The organism is Methyloterricola oryzae (assembly GCF_000934725.1).
Lineage (GTDB): Bacteria > Pseudomonadota > Gammaproteobacteria > Methylococcales > Methylococcaceae > Methyloterricola > Methyloterricola oryzae.
In genome coordinates, this window is sequence record NZ_JYNS01000010.1 from 137,530 (window position 1) to 152,952 (window position 15,423).

13 protein-coding genes are annotated in these 15,423 nt (G+C 61.4%); 4 read left to right on the forward strand and 9 right to left on the reverse strand.

What is annotated here, in order from left to right:
- Positions 1–32: 32 nt before the first annotated feature.
- Both EK23_RS14290 and EK23_RS14295 read left to right on the forward strand, forming a co-directional pair.
- Complete coding sequence (locus EK23_RS14290) at positions 33–1,376, forward strand: sensor histidine kinase (protein ID WP_045226047.1); 1,344 nt, start codon at positions 33–35, stop codon at positions 1,374–1,376.
- Positions 1,369–2,013: a response regulator gene (locus EK23_RS14295; protein ID WP_045226048.1), complete on the forward strand. Its 645-nt coding sequence runs from the start codon at positions 1,369–1,371 to the stop codon at positions 2,011–2,013. Before EK23_RS14290 ends, EK23_RS14295 begins: the two co-directional genes overlap by 8 nt.
- A gap of 54 nt (positions 2,014–2,067) precedes the next feature.
- Here the strand turns inward: EK23_RS14295 and EK23_RS22570 are convergent, their stop codons facing one another.
- The 4 genes from EK23_RS22570 to moaC all read right to left on the reverse strand — a co-directional run bounded on the left by EK23_RS22570 (position 2,068) and on the right by moaC (position 7,835).
- Positions 2,068–4,695 (reverse strand): methyl-accepting chemotaxis protein, encoded by a 2,628-nt coding sequence (locus EK23_RS22570; RefSeq protein WP_082054197.1) that lies wholly within the window; start codon positions 4,693–4,695, stop codon positions 2,068–2,070.
- Positions 4,696–4,930: 235 nt separating this feature from the next.
- Positions 4,931–6,199: a porin gene (locus EK23_RS14305; RefSeq protein WP_045226049.1), complete on the reverse strand. Its 1,269-nt coding sequence runs from the start codon at positions 6,197–6,199 to the stop codon at positions 4,931–4,933.
- A gap of 299 nt (positions 6,200–6,498) precedes the next feature.
- The gene (locus tag EK23_RS14310) at positions 6,499–7,296 is read right to left on the reverse strand and encodes a nucleotidyltransferase family protein (protein WP_268748185.1); all 798 of its coding nucleotides are present in this window, start codon (positions 7,294–7,296) and stop codon (positions 6,499–6,501) included.
- Between the two features lie 50 nt (positions 7,297–7,346).
- Positions 7,347–7,835, reverse strand: coding sequence for a cyclic pyranopterin monophosphate synthase MoaC (moaC, locus tag EK23_RS14315; protein ID WP_045226050.1), 489 nt, complete (start codon positions 7,833–7,835; stop codon positions 7,347–7,349).
- Between the two features lie 133 nt (positions 7,836–7,968).
- Between moaC and EK23_RS14320 the strand changes: the two genes are divergently transcribed.
- Together EK23_RS14320 and EK23_RS14325 are read left to right on the forward strand one after the other, a co-directional pair.
- Positions 7,969–8,469 carry a flavin reductase family protein gene (locus EK23_RS14320; RefSeq protein ID WP_045226100.1) on the forward strand — a complete coding sequence of 167 codons (501 nt, stop codon included), beginning with the start codon at positions 7,969–7,971 and terminating at the stop codon, positions 8,467–8,469.
- Positions 8,469–9,404 carry a hypothetical protein gene (locus EK23_RS14325; RefSeq protein WP_045226051.1) on the forward strand — a complete coding sequence of 312 codons (936 nt, stop codon included), beginning with the start codon at positions 8,469–8,471 and terminating at the stop codon, positions 9,402–9,404. Before EK23_RS14320 ends, EK23_RS14325 begins: the two co-directional genes overlap by 1 nt.
- A 3-nt stretch (positions 9,405–9,407) precedes the next feature.
- On the opposite strand, the gene lgt is transcribed toward EK23_RS14325, so the two are convergent.
- From lgt to gcvT, 5 genes are all read right to left on the reverse strand, one after another.
- On the reverse strand, positions 9,408–10,202 hold the full coding sequence (gene lgt, locus EK23_RS14330) for a prolipoprotein diacylglyceryl transferase (protein ID WP_052808191.1): 795 nt from the start codon (positions 10,200–10,202) through the stop codon (positions 9,408–9,410).
- Between the two features lie 53 nt (positions 10,203–10,255).
- Entirely contained in the window at positions 10,256–10,483 is a 228-nt protein-coding gene (locus EK23_RS14335; protein WP_145998668.1) for a hypothetical protein, read from the reverse strand.
- Between the two features lie 39 nt (positions 10,484–10,522).
- Positions 10,523–12,562, reverse strand: coding sequence for an oligopeptidase A (prlC, locus tag EK23_RS14340; protein ID WP_045226053.1), 2,040 nt, complete (start codon positions 12,560–12,562; stop codon positions 10,523–10,525).
- 119 nt (positions 12,563–12,681) lie between these two features.
- Complete coding sequence (locus EK23_RS14345) at positions 12,682–14,034, reverse strand: HDOD domain-containing protein (protein WP_052808192.1); 1,353 nt, start codon at positions 14,032–14,034, stop codon at positions 12,682–12,684.
- 271 nt (positions 14,035–14,305) lie between these two features.
- Positions 14,306–15,409, reverse strand: coding sequence for a glycine cleavage system aminomethyltransferase GcvT (gene gcvT / locus EK23_RS14355; protein ID WP_045226055.1), 1,104 nt, complete (start codon positions 15,407–15,409; stop codon positions 14,306–14,308).
- Positions 15,410–15,423: the final 14 nt, after the last annotated feature.

Here is a 15,423-nt window from a genome sequence, read left to right on the forward strand (position 1 = left end):
CATAATTGCGCGTTTTATAAAAGAGTTTTAGCTTGAGCCTGCGTTTCCGCCTAAACCTCATGATCAGCCTCTCGGTGCTGGCAATTTTCGGCATCGGGACCTTGTTCATGGTCCACGACGCTCGCCGTTCCGTCCGCGCGGAAGTCCAGTCCTCGGCCAAGATGGCCCTGCAGTTGATCGACGCCGGACTGGTGCAGGTGCAAAGCGGCGAGCCTTCCCTGCCGCAATGGCTGAAACAGCTGGCGCTGCTGGAAAAGACCCGCCACTTGAAGATTCAGGTGCGGCAGCTTCCGGAGAAGATCATCCGGATGGAGGGCCAGGCGCCGCCCACCACCGCCGAGCAGACGCCTTCCTGGTTCGCCTGGGCCGTGATGCCGGACCGCCTGGTGGGGGAACGCCGCCTGCAAGGACCGGACGGTACCGAGCTGAGCGTGCTGATCGAGGCCAACCCGGAGGACGAGATCCGCGAGGCCTGGAACGAGGCGCGCAGCTTTTTGTTCATGATGGCCGTCCTGGTCATCACCATCTACGCGCTGGTGCATGTGACCCTGGGCCGGGCCTTCAAGTCCGTATCCATCGTCCTGCAAGGCCTGGAAGATATCGAGCAGGGCAACTACGGCAAGCCCATGCCGCGCTTCTCCTTGCCCGAGTTCGATCGTATTTCCGGCGCGTTCAATCACACCTTCGCCTCCCTGTCCAAAGCCCGCAGCGAGAACCGCGCCCTGACCCAGAGATCCCTGGCGATCCAGGAAGAAGAGCGGCGCCACATCGCGCAGGAACTGCATGACGAACTCGGTCAATCGCTGAGCGCGGTCAAGGTCATGGCCGCATCGCTTAGGGATTCATCCGCCGGCCCGCAAAACAACGAGGCAGTGGATGCCATCATGGGCATCTGCGACCATCTGTTCGACGTGGTGAAGGGCATGATGCGCAGCCTCCGCCCCATGATGCTGGAGGACCTGGGATTGCTGGCGTCCCTGGAGGACATGCTGAAGAATTGGCGCTGCCGCAACCCTGGAATACGCGTGGAGTGCGACTTCGATGAGCGGGTGGAGGAACTCGCAGGTTCAGCGAAGATCCATCTGTTCCGCATCGTGCAGGAATGTCTGACCAATGTCGTGAAGCATGCCGAAGCCCGCTCCGTGCGGATTCGCATGGGCCTCGAGCCGGCAGGTTCGGAGCCGCACTGTGTCCTGTTGTCGATCGAGGACGATGGACGCGGATTCGATCCGGCTCAGCCCAGCACCGGCTTTGGACTGCTTGGCATGCGCGAGCGAGTCGCCAGCCTGGATGGGGATTTCAGGATCGAGACCGGACCCGGACAAGGCGTTCGCGTCGGCGTCACGGTCCCATGCGGAGGGATTCATCATGGCTGAGAAAATTTCCGTCATGCTGGTGGACGACCATGCGGTGGTACGCACCGGCTATCGCCTGCTGCTGGCGCGTTCGGGAAACATCGAGGTCACCTGCGAGGCGGAACGGGGCGAGGAAGCGTGTCAGTTGTATGCGGAGAAGTCGCCGGACGTCACGGTGATGGACCTGAGCCTGCCCGGCATCGGCGGTCTGGCGACCATCCGGCGTATCTGCAGCCGCGATCCACTAGCGAAGATACTCACCTTCACCATGCATGACGAACCGGTGTATGTGGTAAGGGCCTTGGAAGCCGGCGCCAACGGCTTCATCACCAAGAGTTGCGCGCCGGAAATGCTGGTGGAAGCGGTGGAACGGATAGCCCGCGGCGAGAAGTACATCGAACCGCACATCGCCCAGCGCCTGGCCTTGCAGACCATCGCCTGCGAGGACGTGGCGGCGCTCAACAATCTATCGGCCCGGGAGTTCGACGTGTTCTGCCTGCTGGCGCAGGGCTACACCACCCGGGAGGTGGCCGATGAACTGAGCCTTGGCTACAAGACCGTAGCCAACTACAGCACCATCATCAAGAGCAAGCTCAACGTCAACACCTCGGCGGACATGGCGCGCATCGCTTACCAGTACGGTATCTTCAAAACCTGAGGCAACCCGAGCAGGGCTTTGTGGCCCTACCCGGATCGCATGTGAGCCTGGGGCCTAGAACTCGGTCCAGTCATCGGCCTCCGGTCCGTTCACGAGCAAGGCGCGCTTGGCAGACGGCCCCTTGGCCTTGGCGGGCGCCTTTGGAGGATTGGGGAGCTGGCGAGCCGGCTTGGGCCTTGCGCCTGGTGCGACGGCTTGCTGATCCAGGCGGAACTGCGCCACCGTATGCGCCAGATTGCCGGCCTGCTCTTCCAGGGATTCGGCGGCGGCAGCCGCCTCCTCAACCAGCGCGGCGTTCTGCTGGGTGGTTTCATCCATCTGGGTTACGGCCTGATTGACCTGCTCGATACCGCTGCTCTGCTCCACCGAGGCGGCGGCGATTTCGGACATGATGTCGGTCACCCGTTTCACCGCCGAGACGATCTCGTCCATGGTGCGGCCGGCCTGCGAGACCAGCTTGGCCCCGTCTTCCACCTTTTCCACCGAATCGCCAATCAGCGTCTTGATCTCCTTGGCCGCCGCCGCCGAACGTTGCGCCAGGTTGCGCACCTCGCCCGCCACCACCGCGAAGCCGCGGCCTTGCTCGCCGGCGCGTGCCGCTTCCACCGCAGCGTTGAGCGCCAGGATGTTGGTCTGGAAGGCAATGCCGTCGATGACGCTGATGATGTCCACGATCTTGCGCGAGCTTTCGTTGATGGCATTCATGGTGCCCACCACCTGCTGCACCACGTCGCCGCCGCGCACCGCCACATCGGAGGCCGCCACCGCCATTTGGTTGGCCTGGCGAGCGTTGTCGGCGTTCTGTTTTACCGTGGACGCCAACTCCTCCATGCTGGAGGCGGTTTCTTCCAGGCTTGAGGCCTGCTCCTCCGTGCGCTGCGAAAGATCGGCATTGCCCATGGCAATTTCCCGCGAGGCCGTATTGATGGCATCCGTGGCTTCGCGGATCGACTCCACGCTCCTTGAAAGGTTCTCAACGGTGACATTGGCATCATCGCGTAAAGCCGCAAAGGTGCCCTTGTAGTCCGCCGTGATCCTTTCGGTGAGGTCGCCTCGAGCCAGGGCCCCGAGCACCCGCACCACTTCGACAATCGGTGCGGCCACCGCGCTCAATGTATCGTTCATTCCCTGCACGATCCTACGATAGTCGCCCTGATGGCGCGCTTCCTCGGCCCTCGCCTGCAGATTGCCCTGCAGCGTGGCATTCGAGAGCATGGTGGAGTCCTCGATAAGGCTGCCGACGCTGGCGACGACTTTTTCTATGGAGTCGGCAATCATCCTGCAGCCCGCGGCCGCTTCCTCGGTGTCTTTGTCGCTGGAAGCAACCGCCACCTGGATGTCGAGATCGCCCACAGCCAGCTTGCGCAGCGCCGCACCGGCCCTCTCGGCTTCAACCGACTGAAAATCGGCAATTTTCTTGGCCAGCCGCTGCGCTTTCTTGATGTCCGTCTCGTCCATGACCACTTCGAAGGCGCCGGTAATCTCGCCACGAAGGTTGCGGACCGGCATCCCGATATATTTGATGTCCAGCTCCAGGTTGCCAGGCCTGGCCACGGTCTCCGAACTGACCTGGTTGTTGCTCGCCATGGCCTTGAGGCAGGCGCATCCCCCGCTATGACAATCACCGGTATTGAAGTGATCGAAGCACTTTTGTCCCAACAGTCGGGACTTGCTGGAAGCGCCCAGTTCAGCCCCCCGTTTGTTCATGTACAGCACTTCACGTTCCTTGCTGATGACCATGGCGGGCAGGGGCATGTTATCCAGATACCCGACCACATAGTCCATGGTCCGATTCACACCTTCCACGATCTTTCGGTACTCACCCTGCAAGCTGCCGAGCTCCGCGCGGGTATCCAAGCGCCCGGCCACTGCCGCCTGTACCAGGCTGTCGGCGGCAGCCACCAGGGCTGCGATGGATTCCACGATTTTCTGCTGCGCCATCACGAGACTCCGCGCTGGCTTGCCCTGGGTGTCAAGGCGTGCGCTCAAGTCGCCCGCAGCCAGACGCTCGGCGAACTCCGCCGCTTCCGACGGCTCGCAGCCCAGTTGGTCATAGATCCGGCAAGCCAGTCGCTTGCTGACCCAAAATGCAGCAAGGAGCGCAACCACACTGATTACCACCATGACGCCGATGGCCATGCGGAAGGCGCCTTTTGCCTCGCCGTAAACCTGATTGGTCAATTCCATCTGCTGATTGCGGAATGCATCGAGGGTCAGCAACCAGTTCCGGTTCGGCAATCGACCCTTCTCGTAGAAGAAGGCGCTGGCTTCCGCCAGCTTGCCCCGCTGCAGCAACTCCAGGGTCTGGTCATTCAAGGCCAGGGCTTCTACCTTAAAGCCGTCTAGCTTGTGCAGAAACGACTTGCCCTCCGCACTGACCACGGTCTCCCGCAGGAATCGCTCGTTCTTCGCATATTCGTCCCGCTGCTTGGGAACCCGGGCTTTCATTTCGGACTGAATTTCCGGATCGGTCATCAGCATCAGGTTGCGGATGGCCATGCCTTCCTCGCGTATGGCCTCGCGTAATGCATTGATCGCTTGAAGCTTGGTGAAATCGTCGTCGACGATATCCTCAAGCCGGTTTTCAATCTGGCTCATTTGGAACGAGCCAAATCCGATGCTTCCCAGCATGATCAAAAGCACTGCCAGGAAACCGGCCTGAATCTGTTGTTTGATTTTCATGAGGTCCTCGCTTTGCCCTACGCATGGATGCGGCAATGGCGATCTATTGAAATGGATACCTTGCGGGAACCGGGACGTCGAGGAATGACACCCGGTTCGCCGGGTGTAGGAATAAGCCTAGCAGAGCATCTGAAATTGACCCGAAATCAGATGCCTAATTGATGAAATTGACTGAAAAATGAAAAATGCGCCACGAGGGCGCATTTTCCGGGTACAGGCCGTTGCCGCACGGCTGTCAGAACATGAGCACCACGTCGGTGGATACCAGCACCTGATCCTGACGGTTGCCGGCATAGCCCACGTTGGCGCCGCCGTTGTTGAAGGCCTCGGCCTTGTCGGACCAGTCATAGCGCACATTGGGACGCACGGTCAGCCATTTCAGCGGCTTCCAGTTCACGCCGGCGGTGATCGCATAGTAGCTGGCCGCAGGCAAGGCACCCAGTTGGCGCGCCGGAGAGAACACGCGGACGCCGTCGTCATCGCGGAACCACTCGGCACGGATACCGACGCCCAGGTCTTCCTGAATGTCATAGGTCAGGTACTGGTTCACGCCGTACCATTCCGCGTCGCCGCCGTCCGTTCCGATCTTTCCCGCCCAACCATGGTCGTGCTGAATGGTGTAGTGCAAGCCTTCGATGATGTCATGCTTGCCGACCAGGCTGTAGAGGCTCCAGTTGTTGTTGTCATGCTCGGAAATCGAGCCGCTGGTGGCGGTCGCCGCTACGGACGAACCCTTGTCGTCGCTGGTCCAGGTTACGCCGCCGAGGAATGCCCAGTTGCCAAGGCCCTTGTCCCAGGCACCGTCCCAACCGGCAAAATCGCTGGCGGTCGTGCCACCGCCCATGACGGTGATGTTCGGCGTTACGGGGTAGCTCAACAACACACCGGTATGGGTGAATGGCTCGCCGTACTGCATGGTGTAGGCATGGGAGTAGAAGAAGTTATCCGGAGCGGTCACCACTTCGTTACCGATGATGGTGTAGAAGTGACCGATCTTCATGGTGATGCCGTTGCCGATGGGCGCGAAGATCTCCGCATAGGCCTGCGGCAAGGCGATGTTGTAGAAGCGCTCATTGGTCAGGTTCAAGTCCCAATGGCCACTCGGCGAACCGTAGGCCTGGGTGAACACCGCGTCGGTACCATACATGAAATCGAAGCGGCCTCCGATATCCCAGCTGTCGCCTTCCGTATTGACCGCGCGCTGCACATATAGATAAATCTGGTTGACCTGCGGTTCCGCGGTGCGGTCGCCGAAGGTCACGGGGCCGTTGTAGTTGCCCGGCGAAGAATTGAAGTTGGTGCTGATACCGGCGTTGATCCAGCCGCCGATCTTCAAACCCACATCTTTCATGAACTGACTCTCGTTTGGATCGCCTACCGTCTCCAGCAAGCCACTGGCCTCAGTCAGGTTCTTTGCATGGGCCAGTCCGCCAAACACGGCCATTGCGATTCCGAATGCAAGGGGCTGAGCCAGCAATCGGCCATGCGCTGTTACTTGTTTCATTTTTGCTGTCCTCTTGGTTAAACCAACTTAGAAGGCATTGCCTCTAGTCCATGTGACAAGCATAGTGCATGCCATTGGCATTTTTGCTAAAAAAGTTTGATTTTTTGCAACAAAACCACAGCTTGTCGCCTGTGCCGGTATGGGCCAGTCACACAACAATGCACCATAAATGTGCGTTTTGTGCAAAACACCCAGCATAACGCACCACATTTGAGCAATCCCGGTCAAGGCGAGCACGACTGAAAACGAACCGGGAGGCCGCGCTTCCGATGACGAGGGCGGCGACATCCAGGATGGACTTATTGCGCGTTTCCAGAGGTGGAGGAGAAACGATGCGCCGCCAGCATCAAGTCGCCAGGCGTTCCGATATCCAGATAACTGCCGGCTTCAAATAATTCAGCCTCGACCGCCATGCCGCGCTCGATGGCGGCCTGAATCACGTCGCCGATGGGCAGTTCCGGGGCCGCCGGCAGATCGGGCTGGCGGAGCAGATCCTGCACATGCTCGTGCAGAAACGCGGAGAAGCAAGGGGTCCACGCGGCGATCGCCCACATGTGGCGCAGAGTCGAGGCCGTGGGTTTCTCGATCACCTGTTTCACGCGCCCCTGATCATCCACGTCGACCATACCGGCCTTGTGTGGCTGATCCGTCGGGAACAGCCCCAGGACCACATCGGCGCGGCCCTGGTCAAGCCGTGAAAGAATGCGGCAATAGGCATCCTCTGGAGTGAAAAGGATATCGGGGAACCCAAGCACGACTGCCGCGTCCTGCACGAAGGGATAGGCCTGATCGAGGGTAAAGGGAACGCCGTAGGGTACCCCGAGAACCAGGTAGCCCAGTTTCATGGACACGGCGGAGCCATCGCCGAAATAGGCGGGAATGTCCCATTTGCCGGGACGCAGGATGAAAAAGGCCCGCTCGACGCCGGCCAGACGCATCCTCTCCAGCAGGAACTCGCTCACCACTTTGGGACGCACCGCGCCCCCCGCATCCGGTGCCGTTAGACCCAGGGGATACAGTTCCTTGCTCATGGGCAGCGGCGCAATGCGCGATCCCACGCCCCCAGCTGGAATCAGCCCGATCACAGGTCGTCGCATCACGTACCAGGCGACCGCTTCGATATCCCTAGGATCGCGGCGCTCACAAATCACGTCTCCACGTCATTGCGCACCCAGGCCCCCGATTTACCGCCGGATTTTTCCAGAAGGCGGACCGATTCGATGCTCATACCACGGTCCACCGCCTTGCACATGTCATAGATGGTCAACAGGCCCACCTGCACGGCTGTCAGGGCCTCCATTTCCACGCCGGTCGCACCGGCAGTCTTCACCGTCGCCTCGCAGCGTACCCGGCTGCAGTTCGGCTCCGGTTCCAGATCCACACCCACGTAGCTGATGGCGATTGGGTGACAGAGTGGAATCAGATCGGCGGTGCGCTTGCTGGCCATGATCGCGGCGATGCGCGCAATGCCGAGCACATCGCCTTTGCTATGGCTCCCTCCCATGATCAGGGACAAGGTTTCCGGCCGCATGCTGATATAGCCTTCCGCCACGGCGACCCGCTGGGTCGCGGGCTTGTCCCCCACATCCACCATGTGGGCGGCGCCGGACTCGTTGAAATGGGTCAGTTTGTTCATTCCAGTCGCACGCTCGCGAAGAAATAAGTGATCGGACCGCCGGTTCGCTGGCGCTCGACCCTGTCATTATATAATGCCGTCCAGCCACAACGGCGCCCAAGCGCAAGAAGGCCTCATTATCCTGGATCCTCTCATGAGCAAAGCCACGCACCTGCTGTTCCAAAACATCACCCACGGCGTTTACGTGGTGGGCGCCGCTTGCGCCGGGCGCCGCAACGCCTTCACAGCAGCCTGGGTGATGCAAACGTCCTTCGACCCGCCCATGCTGGCATTGAGCATCAGCCCCGCACACTCCTCCTATGGACTGATCCAGGAAAACGGGGCCTTCACCGTCAACGTGCTCGCCCAAGGGCAACTCGAATTGGCGCGGCATTTCGGGCAGTCTTCCCGCGTGGACAAGCTGGCGGGCATCCCCTGGCGCGCCAGCCCCTGCGGCGCCCCCATCCTCGAAGACGCCCCGGCCTGGTTCGAATGCCGTCTGGCGGGTGAATGCGAGGCGGGCGACCACAGGATCATCCTGGGGCGGGTCACGGATGGCGGCATCGTCGACCCGGACGCACAACCCATGAATTACCGGGAAACCGGTGACATGGACGGCAGCCGCGCCCTCTATCCGCAATCCCTGACACCCTGATGGACTTCTTTCCCCGCGACTTTATCGAGACCCACGAGGGCCTGGTTTTCGCCGTGGTCGACCCACAGGTCGAGGGCGACCGCGTGCTCGGCTTTCTCCGTTATGCGCCGCGCGCCGGAAGACTCGCCAAAATCGGGACCGACGCGGCGAACCGCCTGCTGCAGTCACACTTTCCCCGCTATCTTCACCGTTCGGCGCGCCTGCAGGCACAGTTGCATGGGGTTCCCCTGGACTCCATTCACCGCCATCATCGACCACGGGACCGCGTGCAAGACCTGCTGCGGCACGGGCCTGCCGATCCGTTGGAAACCAAACTGCTTCGACTGGTGGGCCTGTTGGCGAAAGCCGGGGTGAGCACCGAGACCCTGGGCGTCACCGGCTCATTACTCATCGGCCGGCAAACCGCTACCTCCGATCTGGATCTTGTGGTGTATGGGCGAGACGCCTTTTTCCGCGCACGCGCGGCGGTCATGCAATCTCAGGCGGAAGGTACGCTGGATGAATTGGATGAGGCCGGCTGGTGCGACGCCTACCAGCGCCGCGGCTGCTCGCTGGATTTTGAAGACTTCGTGCGGCATGAGCGCCGCAAGGGCAACAAGGGCGCCTTGGAAGGAACCAAGTTCGATCTGGCCTTGGTGGAAGAATGTAGAACTCCGGATACCGAGCGCTGGAACAAGCGGGGGGCATTGACTCTATCGGCGAGTGTACTGGATGCGGCCGAGGCCTTCGGCCACCCTGCCCGCTACCGGATCGAGCACAGCGACATCAGCGAAATCCTGAGCTTCACCCACACCTATGTCGGCCAAGCCTGGGCCGGGGAACGGGTTGAGGCCGCCGGAATCGTGGAAGAGTCGGAGTCAGGCATGAAACGCCTCATCATCGGCTCCAGCCGCGAAGCTCCTGGGGAGTTTCTGCGCGTGCGCTGGCCGGACTAGGCCTCAAGCCCCCTGTGGACTCAAGCGCCGTGAGCGGAAGATGAGCAGCGCACCCACCGCGATGGCGGGCAGGCTCAGCCACTGACCCATGCTAAGCAGCCACCCGCTTTCGAAGGCAGACTGGCCTTCCTTGAAGAATTCCAGGCAGAACCTTGCGCCGAACACCAGCACGAAAAAGCGGCCGAACAGGTAGCCTGGAGGCGTGTTTTCCTTGTGCGCCAGATAGTAGCGAAACTGCAGCAGGAAAATCACGAGATAGCTGAGCGCCTCGTAAAGCTGCACCGGATGGCGCGGCACGGCATCGACCCGCGCGAACACCACGGCCCAGGGAACCTCGGCAGGTCGACCCAGTATCTCGGAATTGAAGAAGTTACCGATGCGGATCAGGCAACCCGACAAGGGGACCGCCATCCCGATGCGGTCGCAGACCCATAGAAAGGGCTGGCGCGGAAAACGCCTCGAATACAGCCATATGCCGGTCAATATGCCGACCACCGCGCCATGGCTAGCGAGACCGCCTTCCCAGACGTAAAGAATCTTCCAAGGCTGGTGGAGATAGTGCCCTGGGTCATAGAACAGGACATGCCCGAGCCGCGCCCCGATTACTGTTCCGCCGATCACGTAGAGGACCAGATCGTAGACCTGATCGAGCGGCCGCCCTTCCTGCCGGAAGATATAGCGGAATATGATAAGGCCATAGACGAAGGTGGACGCGAAGAACAGGCCATACCAGTAAATCGGCCAATGCCGGCCCGCCAGCGAAAGTTCGAAGGCGACTGGTGAAAAATCCCAGATCATCGACGAAGCTTATCCCAACTCACACCCGCCTCGCTCTCTCCCCACAAAAGAAATCAGCCCTTGCAGTCTTCCATGCAGGCCTGATAGGTCCTTTGCGCGTTCTCCTGGCAGTCGCTGAGGTTGTCCGGATCCTTGGCATAATTGACCTGGCAGGCGCGTAGGGCCGCCTCCAGATCCCCCTTACAGTCGTCCTGGCAACTGGCCGCGGCCCACGCTGCTGTCGCTATGACGGCGCTGGCCGCAAGCAGCCCCATCGGCATACGCATGGTTCGACTCTTCATCCCAACCTCCCCCGGTGTATGGTCACGCAAATCAGGCTTTCAGGCGGCAATGCCGTTGTGCCGCAGCAAGGCGTCGATCTCGGGCTCCCGGCCGCGGAAGTCCACGAACAAGTCCATGGCCTTGCGACTGCCACCGCGCTCCAGCACCTTCTCCATGAACGCATGGCCGGTTTCCTGATCGAAGATGCCCCTCTCCTCAAACAGCGAGAAGGCGTCGCTGGACAGTACCTCCGCCCACTTGTAGCTGTAATAGCCCGCGGCATAGCCGCCGGCGAAGATGTGCGAAAAGCTGTGCGGGAAGCGGTTGAACGGCGGCGGAATCATCACCGCCGTCTGCTTGCGCACTTCGTCGAGAATCGCGTAGACGCGCCCTCCCAGCGCCGGATCGTATTCGCGGTGCAGCCGGAAATCGAACAGGCTGAATTCCAGTTGCCGCACCATCTGCATGCCGGACTGGAAATTGCGGGCGGCGATCATCTTGCGATAAAGCTCCTCCGGCAGAGATTCACCGGTCTGGTAGTGGCCGGAAATCAAGGCCAGGGCCTCCCGCTCCCAGCAGAAGTTCTCCATGAACTGGCTGGGCAGTTCCACTGCATCCCACTCAACCCCGTGAATCCCGGAGACGCCCAGGTAATCGATGCGGGTCAGCATGTGGTGCAGGCCGTGACCGAACTCGTGGAACAGGGTCAGCACCTCGTCGTGTCTCAGCAGCGCCGGGTCGGAGCCTGCCGGCGGGGTAAAGTTGCAAGTCAGAAAGGCCACCGGCACCTGCACCTGCCCGCCCCGCTTGCGGCGGGTGACGCATTCGTCCATCCAGGCCCCGCCCCGCTTCTTGGGCCGGGCGTACAAGTCCAGGTAAAACCGGCCGCGTACCTCGTCCAGGCGGTCGCGAATCTCGTAGAAGCGCACATCCGGATGCCACACGTCCACGCCTTCCACCTCTCGGATCTGAAGGCCGTAAAGGGTCTCCACCACCTTGAACATGCCCGGCACCACTTGGGTCGCCGGAAAGTAAGGCTTGATTTCCTCTTCCGAGATGGCGAAGGCATGCTGGCGCAGCTTCTCCGAGTAATAGCCCACATCCCAGGATTGCAGGTCCTCCAGACCATGCTGCTCGCGCGCGAAGGCCCTGAGATCGTCCAGGTCCTTGCGGGCGAATGGCAGAGAACGCTCCGAAAGGTCGGTGAGGAAATGCGTCACCTCATCCGCCGAGCGCGCCATCTTGGTTGCCAGGGAGAGTTCGGCGAAATTGGCAAACCCCAGCAACTGCGCTTCCTCGTGGCGCAAGGCGAGGATCTGCTCCATGATCTGGGTGTTATCCCAGCGCCCGGCATTGGGGCCCTGATCCGATGCGCGCGTGCTGTAGGCCGTGTAGAACTCACGGCGCAGTTCGCGGTCGTCGGCATAGGTCATCACGGCAAAATAGGACGGGAACTCCAGGTTGAACACCCAGCCGCTCTTGCCAGCCTGCTCGGCGGTCTGCCGGGCGATGGCCACCGCCGACTCGGGAATTCCCGCCAGCAGGGCCGGATCCTCGATGTGGCGGCTCCAGCCATTGGTGGCATCGAGCAGGTTGTCCTGGAACTGACTGGTGAGTCGCGACAGTTCCTGGGCGATTTCCTTGTAGCGCGCCTTCTGCGCGGGTGGCAAGGCGACGCCGGACAGCTTGAAGTCGCGCAAGGCGTCCTCGATGATCTTCTGCTGCGCCGGATCCAGCGACGCGAACTCACGGCTCTCGCTCAGACCCCGGTAGGCTTCGAACAAGGCCTCGTTCTGGCCCAATTCGGTGTGGTACTCGCTGAGCTTGGGCAGGCAGGCGTTATAGGCTTCACGCAGCTCATCGGTGTTCACCACGGAATTCATATGTCCTACCGGCGACCAGGCCTTGTTCAGGCGATCATCCAGGTCCTCCAGTGGCTGCACCAGGTTTTCCCAGGTGTAGACTTTGCCTGGCGCAAGCAGGGCTTCGATCGCCGAGCGGCTTTCCGCGAGGATCTGATCGATGGCCGGCACCACGTGCTGCGGCTGAATCTTGGAAAAAGCGGGAAGTTCCGGGGTCTCCAATAACGGATTGCTCATGGTCAACGGGATGATGGGTTCAAGGTTAATGGGCCGCTCAAGGCGCTATCCTGAGAGGCTGTGAAAATATCTACTACGCGTCCCGATTGCTGCGATTTTTCACAGACTCTGAGGGGCGATCAGGTTTCAAAAAACTTCATGGCCTGGCTGATCTTGTCCTTTGCGTCATGCAACACTTTGAGGGAATGGGCAGGCGAAAGTTCGCCGTTCTGCAGTTTGCCGCAGGCCGGGATTGAATTGATGGAGGGCAGTTCCACCATACGCGGGGACCCAATGTAAGAATGCAGGCGCGACAGCACGACGATGTCGCTCAGGCGCAGCCCGTGTCCGCTGTCATGGAACCAGTCTTCGGCGCGCTGGGGAATCTCCATCAACTGCGGGGTGAAATCCCAACGATTCAGTACAAACGTACCCACGGGCCCGCGAATCCAGGGCAGCGCATCGGCCACGTCGATGGGCGACCAGTACTCACGGGGGAAGTTCTCCACGAAATAGAGGAAGGGCACCACACCGATGTCGGCAATCAACCCGGCCAACAGGGCCTCTTCCGCATCCATTCCCCGGTTTTCCGAAGCCAGCACGTAGCACAGGCAGGACAGGTAAATGCTCTTCTTCCACTCCTCGTGCAGCAGTTCATTGAGGAACGGTTCCTTGCACTGAAATATCTGACGCAAGCTGTAGCTGATCACCAGATTGCGTGTCGCCGCAAGGCCCAGGCGCAGCACCGCGTCGCGCAGGTTGTGAATCTGGTTGGCGGATAGGTAAAGCGGACTGTTGGCTACGTGCACCAGCTTGGCGGCGATGGCCGGATCGAGCTGCACGATGGCGACCACTTCCGACACGTCCGCCTGAAGCTCCATGGCTTTGCGCAGTTTGATGGCCACATCCGGCAGAGACGGGATCGTCAGTTCCTCGTCGCGATAGAACTGGCAGAACGCCTGAAACAGCCGGGTGCCGCGCACGTTGTCGGGGATGGATGGATCCTGCGGGTCCAAAGCCTGCAGCAAGGCGGGATCCCGGTGCGAATGGCGCCACATGAGCTTGGGCGAAACTCGCAGCACCTGCACATCGGTTTGCGCGGTCGCGGTGGCGCTGTAACGCTTGCCGCTGCACAATGGGAAACGCGCCTTGGCCGTTCCGGACTGAACCGCGTAGTTGTTGTTTTCGCCCAGTTCCATCAGCACGGTTCCGTCCAGCAGGTAGAAAATCGATTCGGCCTCCGTATCCCGCGTAAACAGGATGGTACCGGCCGGAAAAGCCTCGGCCGTGCGATCCATGGCGAAGGTACTGACTTCTTCCTCGCTCAGATTGCGGATCGGGAACAGTTCCCTAAGGATATCCAGGGTGATAGACAGCGAACCACCGCCACCCTTGCGTTGCGCCGGGGCCTGCGCAGGCGTGACTTGGGCTTCGGTGCCCTCACCTACTGCACTCTTGTCTTTTCCGCCCAGTATGCGAGTCAGCCAACCCATCTATTGATTTCCATGGTTAGTGCATTTCCACACGTCCGGGAACTCCGGACCCTCAACACAGCGGGCCGTGCTGCCGGGACCCAAAAGAATGTTCTCCGAGCTCGGCCAAGTGCCGCTTCCTGCCGGCTGGCAACAACGGCCCGGCCACAGGCGTCGCCGTCCATAACCCCGCCGCAGCCCCCATGACCGATGGCATGATACCGAGACCGCCCGCGCGCGAAAAGGGGAGCGCGGCGGGCGGGAGCGCCGCCGCTTGAGGGCTAAGCCGCATTCATCGGATCGCATCAATCCCCTCCACCAGCGACTGACCGAGCTTGACAAAACACGGCTTGACCACCGTCGCCTCGCGCCAAGTCTCACGCACCTGCACCTGACAGTGCGCGTAGGCGCCGGGCGGCAATCGCGCAAGGGCAATGCCGCGGCCCAGGGTGGGAGAAAATCCGCCGCTGGTGACCGTGCCTTCGCCCAAGCCTTCGATCCTGACCTTCTGGTGTTGGCGCAGGACTCCGGGACCCTCCAGAACCAGGCCTGCAAAGCGAACCGACTCCCCCTCAAGCCGGCGCTTGCTTAGCGCGTCGCGGCCGACGAAGTGCCTATCCTCGGGCTGCCAGGCGACGGTCCAGAGCAAGCCGGCATCGAGCGGGGTCAGTGTTTCGTCCATATCCGTGCCGTAAAGCCGCATTCCGGCCTCCAGCCGCAAGGTGTCACGCGCGCCGAGACCGCAGGGTCGAACGCCCGCGCCTTCGAGGCATTGCCAGAAAACCTGAACATCGGTGCGCGGCAGCATCACCTCGTAACCGTCTTCCCCGGTGTAACCGGTGCAGGCCACCTGCCAATCCCCGAAACTGACGCTCTCGAAAGAAGCAAGGCCGGCCGCGTCCCGGCGCAGGGCCGGCGGCAGGCAACTTGCTGCCTTGGCCCGCGCCGCAGGCCCTTGCACCGCGACCATCGCGAGATCGTCCCGCGGAGCGAGCGTCACCGCGCACCCCTGTGCATGCCAGTGCAACCAGGCGCGGACACGCTCCCGCGTCGCGGCGTTAGAGACCAGCCGATAGCTGTCCGAATCGACCCGATAGATGATGGCATCGTCCACGATGCCGGCCCTTTCATTGAGCAGACAGCCATAAGCGGCCTGACCGGGACGCAGACGCCCGACGTCGTTGGCCAGAACGCGGCCCAGCAGATCCCAGGCGCCTGCGCCGGCCAGGTCGGTCAGGGTCATGTGGGACACGTCGAACATGCCGGCATCCCGCCGCACAGCGTGATGTTCCTCGATTTGCGAGCCGAAGTGCAAAGGCAGCTCCCAGCCGCAGAAGGCGGCCATGCGCCCGTGGGCATCCAGGTGCTGCTGATGAAGCGGGGTCTTATGAAGCATCGGCCAGCCGGGAA